We start from the raw sequence: 14,425 nt of genomic DNA, 5'->3' as shown, positions 1-14,425 counted from the left end.
GGCCAAGAAATCCGTCACGGTACGGCCGGGAAGACACCGAACCCCGCACCCGGTGAGCGGGTACGGGGTTCGGTTGATGTTTCTACTGGTCAGAGGGCCGATTCGATGAGCCGGACCAGCTCGCCCTTCGGCTTGGCACCGGCGATCGACTGCACCGGCTGGCCGTTCTTGAAGACGGTGAGCGTCGGCACCGACATGACCCGGTAGGCCCGAGCGGTCTCCGGGTTCTCGTCGATGTTGAGCTTGACGATGGTGACCTGGTCACCCATCTCCCGGGCGATCTCCTCGAGCAGCGGCGACACCTTGCGGCACGGACCGCACCACTCCGCCCAGAAGTCCACCAGCACCGGCTTGTCGGCCTGCAGCACGTCAGCGACGAAGCTCTTGTCGGTGACCGCCTTGGTTGTTCCCACTATGCCCCTCCTCCGGGATGTTCCTTGTTTCAGCTGAGCGTCGCGATGAACCGCTCGGCGTCGAGCGCGGCGGCACAACCGGTGCCGGCCGCGGTGATCGCCTGACGGTAGGTGTGGTCGACCACGTCACCGGCGGCGAAGACACCGGGCACGTTGGTGCGGGTGCTCGGGGCGTGGACCTTCACGTAGCCCTCGTCGTCCAGCTCGACCTGGCCCTGGAACAGCTCGCTGCGAGGGTCGTGACCGATGGCGACGAAGACGCCGGTCACGTCCATCACAGTGGTCTCGCCGGTGTGCACGTTGCGGACGCGTACTCCGGTGACCTTGCCGTCCTCGCCGAGGATCTCCTCGACGGTGCTGTTCCACTCGACCTTGATCTTCTCGTTGCTCAGCGCCCGGTCGGCCATGATCTTGCTGGCCCGGAACGAGTCGCGGCGGTGGATGATGGTCACCGACTCCGCGAAGCGGGTGAGGAAGGTGGCCTCCTCCATCGCGGAGTCGCCACCGCCGACAACCACGATCTGCTGGTTACGGAAGAAGAAGCCGTCACAGGTGGCACACGCGGAGACGCCGTGGCCAAGGTATTCCTGCTCGCCGGGCACGCCCAGCGGACGCCACGCCGAACCGGTGGACAGGATGATGGATCGCGCCCGGTAGGCGGTCTCGCCAACCCAGACGGTGCTCACCGCGCCGGAGCCCGCGTCGCCGGTGTCCACCAGCTCGACCCGGGTCACGTCGTCGGTGAGGAACTCGGCGCCGAACCGCTCGGCCTGCTTGCGCATGTTGTCCATCAGCTCGGGGCCGAGGATGCCGTCGGCGAAGCCGGGGAAGTTTTCCACCTCGGTCGTGGTCATCAACGCACCACCGGACTGCACGCCCTCAATGATCAGCGGCTTCAGGTTGGCGCGTGCGGCGTAGACCGCCGCCGTGTATCCGGCCGGCCCGGAGCCGATGATGATCAGGTTGCGGACCTCGTCCACTGCCGTCTCCCGAGTTGTGTGTGTTCGGCGTCGGCGCGAGCACCGATGCTGATCCGAGTCGCCGACGCCTGGGTGGGGCCGGCAGCTGACTTCCAGAACGTCATCGTACGAACCGGGGATTCCCGAGCCGGGCATCCGGTGGGTCAGGTCACGTGGGCGGTCATCGTGCCATCGACCGTGGATTCACCCTACCCGCGCCGAATACCGGCTGTCCGAGCCGGACCCGGGCACTCCGCACTCCGGGCCGCTCACCCAGACCCACCGGGCGCCGGTCGCATCGGTGAAACGAATGACCAGCGCCTGATCGTCCTGGAACCTCGCGTAGTCGACCACCTCGACCACCAGTGGGGTCGATCCGTGCTCCGCCGCGACGCTGGCCAGACACGTGGTCAGCGCGACCTCGTCGCTCAGCCGGGCCAGTTGGTCCGACCCGTCGGGAGACCGACGGCGTTCGCCCTCGGCATCCACCTTCGGCTGCTCGCCCGGCGTATTGCCGGTCGCCCGGCTGGCAGCTGACGTGCTCGGCGCGTCAGTGCCGTACGCGTCGCCGAGGGTCTGCGGGGTGTAGTTCGTACCACTGCGCAGTGCCGGCCCGGTGGTGCGGACCGTTCCGGCCCCCGCGACGCCCTCGGGCGCGCTGGCCGGCTGGTTCATGGCGTTGTCGCCGCCGGAGTCGTCCGCCGCGCGCATCGACAGCTGGTTGAGGCCCAGTGCGACCGCGAGGACGGCGATCGTGGCGGCGGCCACCGGTGCGCCGCGGCGAGCCCAGCCACGCCGGCGGCGGCCCGGTCCGGTGGGCGCCCGGCGCCCCGACCCGACGGGTGTGCGGCCGGCCAACTGCCGACCGGCCTGCGCCGGTACGACGAACGATGTCGCCGCCTCGCCGTCCGGATCGCCGTTGGGCGCGTCGGCGGGTGCCTCCTCGGTCGAGGTGTCGTTCGACGGCTTCGCGGAGGCCAACGCGGCCAGGAGGCGGTCGGTGATCGCCGACGGCATCTCCGGGGACGGTTCGGCCCAGCGGGTCAGGTCCCCCCGGACCTCGGTCACGGCGGGGGCCAGCAGCGCGTACGCCTCGGCCCAGGACGGGTCCGCGACGACCAGTTGGGCGACCTCGTTCTGCTGCGGGGTGCCGTCCAACGCCCCGCCGAGGTAGTCAGCGAGGAGGTCGAGGTCGACCTCCCGGAACCCCTCGGTCGTCACGTGTCCTCCTGGTTGGCGTCCCGCCGGTACCGGCCCGACCCCGATCCGACGCCTTCCACCGGGCCGGGGTTCCCCGGCGTGACGCCGGGCACGCCAGTGATCGGGACGGCGTGGTCCGAAGGCGTCCCGACGACGGCGGGGCGGAGGTGCCCGAGCAGTACGGCGAGCCGGGCCCGGCCCCGGGCACAGCGGCTCTTCACCGTTCCCTCGGCGACGCCGAGGATGCGGGCGACCTCGGCGACCGGATAGCCCTGTACGTCGACCAGCACCAGTGCGGCGCGTTGCTCAAGGGGCAGCGCGGCGAGCGCCTCGCGGACCACCAGCACCGTGTCGTGGTCCGTTGCCGGTGCCGCCGGCTCCAGCCCGCCGGTGCCGTCCTCGGCCCGGTTGCCGTCCGGCAGCGGCACTGTGGGGTGCGCCTGCCGGCGTCGGATCCGGTCCAGGCAGGCGTTGACCACGATCCGGTGCAGCCAGGTGGTGACGGCGGAGTCGCCGCGGAACCGGCCCGCCGCCCGATGCGCCGACAGCAGGGCGTCCTGGAGGGCGTCGGCTGCCTCCTCGCGGTCGCCGAGCGTCCGCAGCGCCACCGCCCACAACCGGTCGCGGTGCCGGTGGAACAGTTCGGCGAAGGCGTCCCGGTCTCCGGCGACGTGCGCGCGCAGCAGCTCCAGGTCCGTTGCGGCGGCACGCCCGCCCATCACCGCGTCCAGCGAATGCGGTGCCCGGATCGTGGCGCCCGGCTCACGACCCCTGGACCGTAATCTCCTGCACCCCCAGCTTGAAGCCACCCTCGGCCGGAGCCAGCTCGGTGATCCAGAACAGCAGGTACTGGTATTTCTGGTCGGCGTCGAAGCCGTTGAATGTCATGGTGGTGCCGTCGTGGTCCTCGAACGGCTGGCCGATGGCGGTCTTGTAGTTCGCGACCAACTGCTTGTCACCGTTGGTGCTGGACGGCGGGTTGGTCGTGCCGGCGAGCAGTTGGGCGGACGCGCCGGTGGCCGACAGGATTGCCTGCACCGACTTGACGGTGCGCGGCTCGCCGAGGTCGATCCAGACGCCCATGCCCTTCTTCAGGTTGCCGAAGTTGGGCCGGTCCCGGTAGGTCTCGGTCTCCCAGCCCTTGTCCTCGTCACCGTCGATGACCTTCTCGGCGCCGTCGACCTCACTGCGGTTCTTGCTGTCCGGGTCGATGATCCGGACGTCCTTCACTGTCAGCTTGCGCGCCGCTGTGGCGGCCGGGGTGGCGTTGCCGGCCGGGGCACTGGAGGTCGGCGCGGCGACCGGGTTGGACTGCGGGTCCTCGTCGTCGCCGCCCAGCGCGATGATCCCGATCAGCAGACCGACCAGGGCGACGGCCAGCAGACCGGCGATGCCGACGGCGACCTTGCGGCCCCCGGCCGCGGCCAGGGGCGACGGCTCTTCCCCGGTGTCAGCGGCGAACCGCAGCGGCCCGCTGTTGTCGAGGTAGTGCTCATCCTCGGCGGGCACGTCCAGTCGCGCCAACTCGGCGGCGAGCACGTCGGAGGAGGGCGGCGCGATCTCGGCGTCGAGCAGATCCATGGTCAGGTCGTCCAGGTACGCCGGAACGCCCGCCCGAACCTGGCGGGGTGCGGCGATGGCACCTGCGGCGTCCCGAACGGCGTCCGGGATGGCGGCGCGGCCGTGGCCGGCGGTGGCGCCGTGCAGCGGTGCCTCGGCGTGCGGCCAGGAACCGGTCAGTGCGAAGTAGAGGACCCCGCCGACCGCGCGGATGTCGTTCTCCTGGCTGTCGGCGCCGTCGGTGCGGGCGTCAGCCAGGACCACCCGGCCCTCGTCACTGATCATGACGGTGCCGGGGTGGACGTTGCCGTGCACCATGCCGGTGGCGTGCACAGCGGCGAGCGCACTCGCGACGGCGTTGCCGATGGCGGTGGCCCGAGCCGGGTCCAGGGGGCCGTCGGTCGCCAGGTCCCGCAGGGACTGCCCGTCGACCCACTCGCGCACCACGTACGCCCGGTCGGCCTCGTCGATCGCGTCGTAGACCCCGACCAGGTTGGGGTGGATGACCCGGCTGGCCGCGACGGCGGCCTGAAGCATCTCGGTGGCGGAGTCGCCACCCGGGTAACGCAGCACCACGGCGACGGGACGGCGCAGGATGACGTCGACTCCGCGCCAGACCAGCCGACCCGCACTGTCGTTGTTGATGTGCTCAACCAGTTCGTACCGCTCGGCGAGGACTTCACCGGCCGTGGGAGCACCGAAGGTCATGACCGGAGGAGCGCTTTCGTCCGCCTCCTGACCCTCGCCGACCTGGGTCACCCGTCCTCCCTCGGTGATCGTGTCGATCGATGAACCCGAACTGCTGGGCATGTGGCTTCCCGCTCTGCCGTTGAAGGAACCGGCCGACCGGTGTCGACGCCCAGCGTCGGCCCCTGCCGTACCCGTCGAGAGCGACCTTACCCGGGTTGCCCGTCTCTCCGACATGTCATCTTCCCGCCGTACCTGGCGGGGTTCCGGCAGTCGGCGAACTCGTCCGGTTACGACCGTTGTCAGCCACGTTGCTGGCACATGTACTAGCTAATCTACGGCTTCACCGCAAGTGACCGACGCCGGGGCTGGGCTGGCGTGGCGCTCGCGTTACCTCGTACGTTCCCACCGATCGGGTTGCCACCCTCAGCCGTACGGCTGGTTATCCACAGCCTGAAGCGGTGGTTGACCGGCGAATCGCGGAGTTATCCACAGGTGCATCCCCAGCCTGGTGATCCGCAGTGACGGTCCGTATGAGTGTCAACTTGTTGTAATCGGGTGCGAACGTTCAGCGACCGAGGCGGCGGCGGACCATCCCGACCACCTCGGTGATCTCCCCGATCTTCAGCAGCATGGCCAGACCCAGGTAGGTCCCGCCGATCACCGCGCCACCGATCACCAACTGGAAGATCGCCTCCAGGCGGCTGGGGGTGTCGTCACCGGGCAGCAGCTTCACCACCAGAAGGCCGACCACTGCCGAACCCAGCGCCGCAACCGCGACCCTGCCGCCGGTCCGCATGATCTCGCCGAGGCCGATTCGACCGACGCGCGGCCGAAGTAGCCAGGCCGAGCCGATCGCGGCAGCCAGATAGGAGACCGTGTTACCGATCATCATTCCCGCACCGGCGAAGCTCGCCGAGAAGGCGACGTACAGCACGATCTGCACCCCGATCCGGAGTGCCACCACCGGGATGTTGATGAGAGCCGGCGTGCGGGTGTCGGGCAGCGCGTAGAACGCGAAGGTGAAGAGCTGGCTGACCGCGAACGGGACCAGCGCGAGCGCGGCGGCGAGCAACACGACGGACGTGGCGGTGGCGTTGTCCTCGTTGAAAGCGCCGAACCGGAACAGCGTGAACGCGATCGGGGTGGCGAGGACGGCGTAGCAGACCGCGATCGGGGCGAGCACCGCCGTGACCGTGCGGGTACCCCGGGAGAGATCGGCGGCGAGGTCGGCGTACCGGCCGTCGGCGGCGGCCGCGCTCATCCGGGGCATCAGTGCCGTGATGATCGAGACGGCGATGATGCCGTGAGCGGTCATCAGCAGCAGGAACACGTTGTTGTAGATCAGCGGGCCGGCGGCGTTCTCCTTGCCGGCCCGGTTCAGCAGGTTGAACAGCACGATCAGGCCGACCTGGCTCACCGCGACGTAACAGATCATCCAGGCTCCGAGCCGGCCCAGCTCGCGTAGCCCCAGCTCACGGAAGTCGAAGCGAAGCTTCCAGCGGAAGCCGACCTTGCGCAGCGCCGGCAGCAGGCCCATCGCCTGGATGGCGACGCCGAGCAGGGTGCCGCCACCGATCAGCAGGATCCGCCCGGTGGTCATGTCCTCCGGCTTGACGATCTCCGCACCGAAGATCGCGATGTAGAGGCCGGCGGTGCCGATCACCACCAGGTTGTTCAGGATCGGTGCCCACATCGGGGCGGCGAAGTGCCCCCGGGTGTTGAGCACCGCACTGATCAGCGCGCTCAACCCGGAGAAGAAGATCATCGGCAGCATCAGCCGGGCAAGCCCCGTGACCAGCCCCGAGTAGCCGTCGGCCGACTCTTCCCCGCCGTAGAGCCAGGTCAGCGGCGATGCCAGCAGGAGAGCGAGCAGGGCCGCCGCGCCGAGCGCGAGCACCGCGAGGGTCAGCAGTCGCTGCGCGTACGCCTGACCGCCATCTGTGTCGATCTTGCGCCGCCGCACCAGCACCGGGATCAGCACGCTGGTGAGGACGCCGCCGAGTAGGAACTCGTAGACCATGCCGGGCAGGATCTGCGCGGTGGTGTACGCGTCACCGACCAGTGCACCGCCGAGCGCGGCGCCGATCACCAGGTTGCGCAGGAAGCCGGTACCCCGGCTGACCAGGCTGCCGACCGCCATCACCGCGCTGTTGGCCGCCGCGCTCGCCTCACCAACCTGCTCCTGCGGTGGCGCGGTCGACTCCATGGCCGGCTGGTTCAGCGGCTCAGCGGAGATGAAGGTGGCGCCGTCCCCGGGACGGGCGTTGGCACCGCCATCGTTCGCGGCGTTGGCGCTGCGGTAGAGCCCGCCGCTCATCTCCAGCCTCCCAGGGGTACGTCGAGCCGGACACCGACCCGCACGCCACAGACCATAGTCAACCCCCACCCGTTACCCGCGCCCGGCGGATCGGATCACACCCCGGCCCGATAAGCTGGCGATCCCATGTCCGAAGCCTCCGCTCCTCACGCCGCCGACCGCCGCGAACTCACCGCCGCGCAGCGCAACGCCGTCGCCGAACTGCTCCGGGTGTCCCCGGTCGCCGACGAGTTGGGCCGCCGCTTCGTCCGCGCCGGTCACGAGTTGCACCTGGTGGGCGGTTCGGTGCGGGATGCCCTGCTCGGTCGACTCGGCGACGACCTCGACTTCTGCACCGACGCGCACCCCGACGAGACCCTGCGGATCATCAAGGGCTGGGCCGAGTCGATCTGGGAGACCGGTCGCGAGTTCGGCACCATCGGCGCTCAGCGCGACGGCCTCCGGCTGGAGATCACCACCTTCCGCGCGGAGTCGTACGACCAGGTCAGCCGCAACCCGGTGGTGGTGTACGGCACCAGCCTCGACGAGGACCTGAAGCGGCGCGACTTCACGATCAACGCGATGGCGGTCAGCCTGCCCGACCACCGGTTCACCGACCCGCACGGCGGGCTGGACGACATCTCGGCCAAGGTGATCCGTACCCCGAGCACGCCGGGTGAGTCGTTCGGTGACGACCCGCTGCGGATGCTGCGGGCGGCCCGGTTTGCCGCGCAGCTGCGTTTCGCCGTGCACCCGGACGTGCACCTGGCGATGACCGAGATGGCCGCCGACCTGGACCGGATCACCGCCGAGCGGATCCGCGACGAGTTCACCAAGCTGCTCTGCGGCGCGGACCCGATCACCGGGCTGCGGCTGCTTGTCGACACCGGGTTGGCCGAGCGGTTCCTGCCGGAGCTGACCGGGCTGAAGCTGGAGATCGACGAGCACGCCCAGCACAAGGACGTCTACGAGCACACGTTGACGGTCGTCGAGAACGCGATCTCCTACGAGGAGGAGGGCTGCGACTTCATCCTGCGGATGGCCGCCCTCCTGCACGACGTGGGCAAGCCGGCGACGAAGGCGGTCGGGTCCGACGGCCGGGTCAGCTTCCACCACCACGAGGTGGTCGGCGCCCGGCTGACCAAGGCCCGGATGAAGGCGATGCGGTACCCGAAGGAGGTCACCGCGAAGGTGACCGCGCTGGTCGCGCTGCACCTGCGCTTCTACGGGTACGGGCGGGGCGAGTGGACCGACTCGGCGGTGCGCCGCTACGTCGCTGATGCCGGTGACCTGCTGCCCCGCCTGCACAAGCTGACCCGCTCGGACTGCACGACCCGCAACCGGCGCAAGGCCGCCCAGCTCGCGGCCGACTACGACGCGCTGGAGGATCGGATCGCCCGGATCGCGGCCGAGGAGGACCTGGCGCGGGTCCGACCCGACCTGGACGGCAACGCGATCATGGAATTGCTCGGCGTACCGCCGGGGCCGGTGGTCGGGCGGGCGTGGAAGCACCTCAAGGAGCAGCGCCTCGAGCACGGCCCGCTGGATCGCGACGCCGCCGAGGCGGAGCTGCTGCGATGGGCCCGCGCCGAGGGCCTGATCACCTAGGGCTTCGAGCCCTGCGAAGACGCCGACGGGCGCCACCCCTGAACCGGGAGTGGCGCCCGTCGCGTACACGGTCAGCGGGTCTCGACGGCCTTCCCGTCGACGGACGCGGTGCCGTTGCCGGCCGGAGTGGACGCCGAGCCGAGCCTCGCCAGCAGCCCGGGCAGGTCGATCCCGGTGAGGTCGCTGCCGAGTTGGAGGCCCTGGGCCACGTTGCCGGCCACCGACCTGGTGAGCGACGACGCGCCGTCGGTGGAGATGACTGTCATCTTGTCGATCGCCCCGATCGGCGCACTGGCCGCCTCGACGACCTGTGGCAGCACCTTGACCAGCAGGTCCAGCACGGCCGCCTCGCCGTACGCGGCGAACGCCTCGGCCTTGCGCGCCATCGCGTCCGCCTCGGCCTCACCCTTCGCGAGGATGGCCGCGGCCTCGGCCTGACCTTCCCGCTCCACCGCCTCGGCGATGGCGGAGCGCCGCCGCTGCTCGGCCTCACCCTCCTTGGCGCCTTCGATGGCGTTCGCCTCGGCGAGCGCGGCCCGCCGGGCCCGCTCACCCTCACCGGTGAGGCGGGCCTGCTCGGCGGAGGCCTGCGCGGCGGCGATGACGGACTGCCGTTGCGCGTCGGCGTGCAGCACCGCAGCGTTGCGGGACGCCTCGGCCTCCTGCTCCACCTTGTACCGGGCCGCGTCGGCCGGCTTGCGCACCTCGGTGTCGAGTTGGCGCTGCTTCAGTTCGGCGTTGCGCTCGGCCACCTTCTGCTGCTCGGAGAGGATCGCCTGGTCCCGCTCGGCCTGGGCGAGCGGTCCGGCCGCCGCGGACTTCGCCTTGGCCGCGTCGATCTCGGCCTGGATGCCGGCCTGCTTGAGGGCCAGGTTGCGGTTCGCCTCGGCGATTGCCTCCTCGGCGAGCAGCCGCTCCTGTTCGGCCTGCTGCCGGGCCCGCGCCTCGGCGATCGCCGCGTCCTTGAGCACCCGGGCGGCCTCGGGTCGGCCCAGGTCCTGAAGGTAGGAACCTTCGGCGAGGATGTCCTGGAGCTGGAAGGTGTCCAGCACCAGACCCTGGTTGGTCATCGAGTGCTCGGCCTCCTCGGCGACCGCACTGGCGAACGCCGCCCGGTCCCGGATGACCTCCTCGACGGTGAGCCGACCGACGATCGACCGCAGCGCGCCGGCCAGCACCTCCCGGGTGAAGTTGTCGATCTCGTCCTGCTGGTGCAGGAACCGCTGTGCCGCGGCCCGGATCGCGTCCTCGGTGCCGCCGACCTTGACGATCGCCACGCCGTGCAGGTCGGCGCGGATGCCCTGCTTGCTCACCGCGCCCCGGATGCCGACGTCGATCCGCCGGCTGGACAGGTCGAGCGACTGGAGTTTCTGCACCACCGGCAGCACGAACACCGATGCGCCCAGCACGACCTTCTGCCCGGAGTTGTCGGTGGACCGCGCACCGTCGGCGGTCTGCGTGGTGCGGCCCTTGCGACCGGTGACGATGAACGCCTCGTTCGGGCCGGCCACCTTGATCCGGGAGAGCACGAAGAGCACCAGGATGAGCGCGAGGAGGACCGCGCCACCGACGGCGATGAGTAGGGCCATATGAGGAGTCCCGTCTACGAGGGGGAAGGTCAGTAGGTCTCTACGTGAACGCTGGTCTCGCTGAGCGCCTGCACGACGAAGACCTGGGCGCCGATCGGGATCGGCTGGTCCGCGCGGGCGCTGAGCTTGACCGGTTGGCCGGCGAGGCGAATGCGAACCTCGCCGTACCCGTTGGCCGGCACCGGGGTGACGACCAGGCCGAGCGCGCCGACCAGGTCGTCACGGGTGGGGGTGGGGTCGGTGCGCATGTTCCGCGCCGCCCGGCTCAGCCGGGACGCCAACCAGCCGGTGGGCACGGCCGCGAGCACGCCGCCGGCCACCGCCCCGACGACCATGCCAGGGGTACGCGCACCGAGCAGCTCGTTGACGATGGCCGCGCCGAAGCCGAACGCCCCGGCGAAGCCGGCCACCGTCTCGACCGAGATCGGCCCGTCCACGTCGGCGTGCCCGAAGTGGAGCAGCTCGGTGCCGAGCAGGGCGAGCGCGAGCACGCCGATGCCTGCCCCGCCGATGATCAGAAAGATGAGCGTCCCCGTTGCCACGACCTGCACGGTATCGACGCCGCGCAACGCCGAGCGGCCCACCGAGACGCGGAGATGATCTATCGATCCGGGCCGCCGAGGAGTGGCGTTCAGCCCGACGCTGGTAGCCGGGCCGGCGAAGGAGCCCGCACCGGGGAGAATGGGTGGATGCGCTGGACTGTGCTCGACTCGCCGATCGGTGAGTTCTCCGTCGCCACCGACGGCACGAGCGTGTGCGGGGCGCACTTCGGCCGGGTGGACGCGGCGGCCGACGAGCCCGGCGACGCGTTGTCCCGGAAGGCCGTCGACGAGCTGCGGGCGTACTTCACCGGCGAGCTGACCGCGTTCACCGTCCCGGTGTCGGCGCCGCGCGGCTCCGACTTCGAGCGCGCCGTGTGGCGGGAGATGACCCGGATCCCGTACGGGGAGACGCTGACCTACGGCGAGGTGGCGAAGATCGTCGGTGATCCGGGAGCGGCCCGGGCGGTCGGGGTGGCCTGCAACCGCAACCCGGTCCCGGTGATCGTGCCCTGCCATCGGATCGTCGGCGCGGGCGGAAAGTTGGTCGGCTTCGGTGGGGGCCTGCCCCGCAAGGTCAAGCTGTTGGAGTTGGAGGCCGGGGTCGCGCTGCGGCACGCCTGGTCGGGAGCCTGACGGCCGGAGTGGCGGCCTCCGGCCGCGCCTCTGCCCTGGACGTATGAATTCGACCGATCGGTCGATGTGGATGATCCGTCACAACAGCGACGATCGATCGTCAATGCGTCAACAACCTCGGGGGACCCATGACTGAGAACCAGGACAAGACCGTCGACCGCCGCCGTCTGCTGCGCCGAGCCGGCACTGTCGCCGCCGGCGTCGCCGGTAGCACAGTTGTTGGCGCTGCCGTCGCCGGCCCGGCCCAGGCCGCACCCGGTGACCCGGTGCTTCAGGGCAGCGCCAACAGCGCTGGCGCCGCCACCACGACCCTCACCAGCACCGCAGCCGGGCCGACGCTGCGATTGGCGAACCCGGCCATCATCAGCGAGGACGGCCTGGCTCTTGCCCGGCCGTCGCTGCAGCTGGCGCCGAGCGGCGACTACCTGCACCAGGATTCCCAGCCCGGCTCCGTCGGCATGGACAACTACGGCAACCTGCAAGTGGTCGCCGGGCAGTACAACGGCGAGGCCCTCGTCGATTACGTGCACACCAGCGGCAACTCGAACCGGATCGTGCCGATCATCCCGCAGCGGGTCATCGACACCCGCTCGGCCGCGGGGCGTGAGCGGATCGTCAACCCCTCGTCGACCACCCTGGACAGCACCGGTCGTCTGCGCGAGGGGCAGACCATCCACCTCGACCTGACGGATTTCGTCTTCTTCGGTGACGCGGTGTTCGGCAACATCACAGTGACGACCACCGCCGCCCCGGGTTTCGCGCGGGTCTTCCCGTACGGCGCCGGGGCGGGCAGCGTCTCGACGATCAACTTCCAGGCCAACCAGTCGCTGTCGAACGCGTTCATGTCCGGCATCGGCTTCGACGCGGACTACATCTCCGTCTTCGCGAACAAGACCACCCACGTCATCCTCGACGTGGTGGCGTTCGTGATCGGTATCGGCGCCGTCAACCCGGCGTACCTGCCGTTCTCGTCGGGCGCGCGTACCGCCGAGGCGCTCGCCGACCGTACGGCGCGGCGTGCCGCCAAGGCGAAGCAGGAGTCGCCGAGCTGGAAGTGAGTCGATCGCCGTACCCATCGGCGAGGCACTGAACGCGACGAAGGGCCGGGTCCGTACGGACCCGGCCCTTCGACCTGCTTGCTATGTCAGCGCGTCAGCGCGTGACCTCACCGGCGATGAACTCCTCGACGGCCTGGTGGGCGTCGTGGTCGGCGTACTGCACCGGCGGGGACTTCATGAAGTACGACGAGGCCGACAGGATCGGGCCGCCGATCTTCCGGTCCAGGGCGATCTTCGCGGCCCGGACCGCGTCGATGATGACGCCGGCCGAGTTCGGAGAGTCCCACACCTCGAGCTTGAGCTCGGCGTTGAGGGGGGTGTCGCCGAACGAGCGGCCCTCGAGGCGGATGTACGCCCACTTGCGGTCGTCCAGCCACGGCACGTGGTCCGACGGGCCGATGTGCACGTCGCTCTTGCTCATCTCGTGCGGGATCTGCGAGGTGACCGACTGGGTCTTCGAGATCTTCTTCGAGACCAGCCGCTTACGCTCCAGCATGTTCATGAAGTCCATGTTGCCGCCGAAGTTGAGCTGGTAGGTGCGCAGCAGCTCGACGCCGCGGTCCTCGAAGAGCTTCGCGAGGGCGCGGTGCACGATGGTGGCGCCGACCTGGCTCTTGATGTCGTCACCGACGATCGGCAGGCCCGCGTCCTCGAACTTCTTGGCCCACTCGGGGTCGGAGGCGATGAAGACCGGCAGGGCGTTGACGAACGCGCAGCCGGCGTCGATCGCCGCCTGGGCGTAGAACTTGGCGGCCTGCTCGGAACCGACCGGCAGGTAGCAGACGACGACGTCGACCTGCGCGTCGCGCAGCGCCTGCGCCACGTCGACCGGGGTGGCGTCCGACTCCTCGACGATCTCGCGGTAGTACTGGCCCAGACCGTCGAAGGTCGGACCGCGCTGCACGCTCACGCCGGTCGGCGGAACGTCGCAGAGCTTGATGGTGTTGTTCTCGCTGGCGACGATCGCCTCCGCGAGGTCCATGCCCACCTTCTTGGCGTCCACGTCGAATGCCGCGACGAACTCCACGGCGTTGACGTGGTAGTCGCCGAAGGCGACGTGCATGAGACCCGGGACGCGGTCGTTCGGGTTGGCGTTCCGGTAGTACTCGACGCCCTGAACCAGGGACGAGGCGCAGTTACCCACACCGACGATGGCGACGCGGACGGAGCCCATAGCGTCTGCCTCCTTCTTTTCTGTCACGGCCGCTCATTCCTGGTCTCTCCAGGCGGAGGCGGGCTGTTGTCTTCTCGTCGGCCGCCGGCTGTCCCGGTGTTCGGGACCGTCGGGGCTCGGCCGGAGCGCTCGTTGGCGATGAGCTCCTCCAGCCAGCGGACCTCGCGCTCACAGGCATCAAGGCCGTGGCGCTGCAGTTCCAGCGTGTAAGCGTCGAGGCGCTCGGCCGCCCGGCCCAGCACGTCACGAAGCCCTTCGCGACGCTCCTCGATCTTGCGGCGGCGACCCTCCAGGATGCGTAGTCGGGTCGCCTGGTCGGTCCGGGCGAAGAACGCGAAGTGCACCCCGAAGCCCGTGTCGTCGTACGTCTCGGGCCCCGCCTGTGCGATCAGTTGGGCGAAGCGTTCCTTGCCTTCCGCGGTGATTTTGTAGACCACCCGACCTCGTCGGCTGGTCAGCGCGGGAACCTCCTCGGCAGTGGCGGGTGTCTCAGCAGCTTCGGTGATCCATCCCGCCGCCTGAAGCCTGCGTAGCGTGGGATAGAGCGAGCCGTAGCTGATCGCCGCCCGGATCGCGCCGAGTTTGGCGGTCAACTCCTTGCGCAGCTCGTAGCCGTGCATCGGAGACTCCTGCAGGAGGCCGAGGATGGCGAACTCGAGCACTGGCCACCCTCTCTTTACCCTCCGGCGTGAAGTGGTAACCG

The 14,425-nt window shown here is 70.0% G+C and carries 13 protein-coding genes; 3 read left to right on the top strand and 10 right to left on the bottom strand.

Annotated elements, in window-relative coordinates; genetic code table 11:
* Positions 1–89: 89 nt before the first annotated feature.
* The 6 genes from trxA to murJ form a co-directional block, all read right to left on the bottom strand.
* Positions 90–413 carry a thioredoxin gene (trxA, locus tag IW249_RS09220; RefSeq protein ID WP_030331849.1) on the bottom strand — a complete coding sequence of 108 codons (324 nt, stop codon included), beginning with the start codon at positions 411–413 and terminating at the stop codon, positions 90–92.
* A 29-nt stretch (positions 414–442) separates the two neighbouring features.
* Entirely contained in the window at positions 443–1,393 is a 951-nt protein-coding gene (gene trxB / locus IW249_RS09215) for a thioredoxin-disulfide reductase (protein ID WP_196920358.1), read from the bottom strand.
* 183 nt (positions 1,394–1,576) lie between these two features.
* Positions 1,577–2,593: an RsmA family anti-sigma factor gene (locus tag IW249_RS09210; protein WP_196920357.1), complete on the bottom strand. Its 1,017-nt coding sequence runs from the start codon at positions 2,591–2,593 to the stop codon at positions 1,577–1,579.
* Positions 2,590–3,291 carry an RNA polymerase sigma factor SigM gene (sigM, locus tag IW249_RS09205; RefSeq protein WP_196920356.1) on the bottom strand — a complete coding sequence of 234 codons (702 nt, stop codon included), beginning with the start codon at positions 3,289–3,291 and terminating at the stop codon, positions 2,590–2,592. Before sigM ends, IW249_RS09210 begins: the two co-directional genes overlap by 4 nt.
* Before the next feature lie 43 nt (positions 3,292–3,334).
* Complete coding sequence (locus IW249_RS09200; RefSeq protein ID WP_196920355.1) at positions 3,335–4,942, bottom strand: protein kinase family protein; 1,608 nt, start codon at positions 4,940–4,942, stop codon at positions 3,335–3,337.
* Positions 4,943–5,387: 445 nt separating this feature from the next.
* On the bottom strand, positions 5,388–7,139 hold the full coding sequence (gene murJ, locus IW249_RS09195) for a murein biosynthesis integral membrane protein MurJ (RefSeq protein ID WP_196920354.1): 1,752 nt from the start codon (positions 7,137–7,139) through the stop codon (positions 5,388–5,390).
* A 126-nt stretch (positions 7,140–7,265) separates the two neighbouring features.
* On the opposite strand from murJ, the gene IW249_RS09190 reads away from it, so the two are divergent.
* On the top strand, positions 7,266–8,726 hold the full coding sequence (locus IW249_RS09190; RefSeq protein WP_196920353.1) for a CCA tRNA nucleotidyltransferase: 1,461 nt from the start codon (positions 7,266–7,268) through the stop codon (positions 8,724–8,726).
* 71 nt (positions 8,727–8,797) lie between these two features.
* Here the strand turns inward: IW249_RS09190 and IW249_RS09185 are convergent, their stop codons facing one another.
* Positions 8,798–10,315 (bottom strand): flotillin family protein, encoded by a 1,518-nt coding sequence (locus IW249_RS09185; RefSeq protein WP_196920352.1) that lies wholly within the window; start codon positions 10,313–10,315, stop codon positions 8,798–8,800.
* A gap of 29 nt (positions 10,316–10,344) precedes the next feature.
* Positions 10,345–10,866 (bottom strand): NfeD C-terminal domain-containing protein, encoded by a 522-nt coding sequence (locus tag IW249_RS09180; protein WP_307788552.1) that lies wholly within the window; start codon positions 10,864–10,866, stop codon positions 10,345–10,347.
* A 138-nt stretch (positions 10,867–11,004) separates the two neighbouring features.
* On the opposite strand from IW249_RS09180, the gene IW249_RS09175 reads away from it, so the two are divergent.
* Together IW249_RS09175 and IW249_RS09170 are read left to right on the top strand one after the other, a co-directional pair.
* Positions 11,005–11,490 carry a methylated-DNA--[protein]-cysteine S-methyltransferase gene (locus IW249_RS09175; RefSeq protein ID WP_196920351.1) on the top strand — a complete coding sequence of 162 codons (486 nt, stop codon included), beginning with the start codon at positions 11,005–11,007 and terminating at the stop codon, positions 11,488–11,490.
* Positions 11,491–11,618: 128 nt separating this feature from the next.
* Positions 11,619–12,548: a hypothetical protein gene (locus tag IW249_RS09170; protein ID WP_196920349.1), complete on the top strand. Its 930-nt coding sequence runs from the start codon at positions 11,619–11,621 to the stop codon at positions 12,546–12,548.
* A gap of 94 nt (positions 12,549–12,642) precedes the next feature.
* On the opposite strand, the gene IW249_RS09165 is transcribed toward IW249_RS09170, so the two are convergent.
* Positions 12,643–13,722, bottom strand: coding sequence for an inositol-3-phosphate synthase (locus IW249_RS09165; protein WP_091396616.1), 1,080 nt, complete (start codon positions 13,720–13,722; stop codon positions 12,643–12,645).
* 23 nt (positions 13,723–13,745) lie between these two features.
* On the bottom strand, positions 13,746–14,384 hold the full coding sequence (locus IW249_RS09160) for a PadR family transcriptional regulator (RefSeq protein ID WP_196920348.1): 639 nt from the start codon (positions 14,382–14,384) through the stop codon (positions 13,746–13,748).
* Between the last annotated feature and the right edge of the window lie 41 nt (positions 14,385–14,425).

The sequence above is a fragment of the Micromonospora vinacea genome (genome assembly GCF_015751785.1).
In the GTDB taxonomy this organism is placed as follows: domain Bacteria; phylum Actinomycetota; class Actinomycetes; order Mycobacteriales; family Micromonosporaceae; genus Micromonospora; species Micromonospora vinacea.
The sequence above is the reverse complement of the archived record's forward strand: the minus strand, read 5'-3'. Positions and strand labels throughout refer to the sequence as shown.

What these genes read in the sequence shown, in the direction of transcription:
- sigM (WP_196920356.1), bottom strand. Translation starts at nt 3,291, where the DNA reads ATGGGCGGGCGTGCCGCCGCAACGGACCTGGAGCTGCTGCGCGCGCAC.
- IW249_RS09200 (WP_196920355.1), bottom strand. Translation starts at nt 4,942, where the DNA reads ATGCCCAGCAGTTCGGGTTCATCGATCGACACGATCACCGAGGGAGGA.
- murJ (WP_196920354.1), bottom strand. Translation starts at nt 7,139, where the DNA reads ATGAGCGGCGGGCTCTACCGCAGCGCCAACGCCGCGAACGATGGCGGT.
- IW249_RS09190 (WP_196920353.1), top strand. Translation starts at nt 7,266, where the DNA reads ATGTCCGAAGCCTCCGCTCCTCACGCCGCCGACCGCCGCGAACTCACC.
- IW249_RS09185 (WP_196920352.1), bottom strand. Translation starts at nt 10,315, where the DNA reads ATGGCCCTACTCATCGCCGTCGGTGGCGCGGTCCTCCTCGCGCTCATC.
- IW249_RS09175 (WP_196920351.1), top strand. Translation starts at nt 11,005, where the DNA reads ATGCGCTGGACTGTGCTCGACTCGCCGATCGGTGAGTTCTCCGTCGCC.
- IW249_RS09170 (WP_196920349.1), top strand. Translation starts at nt 11,619, where the DNA reads ATGACTGAGAACCAGGACAAGACCGTCGACCGCCGCCGTCTGCTGCGC.
- IW249_RS09165 (WP_091396616.1), bottom strand. Translation starts at nt 13,722, where the DNA reads ATGGGCTCCGTCCGCGTCGCCATCGTCGGTGTGGGTAACTGCGCCTCG.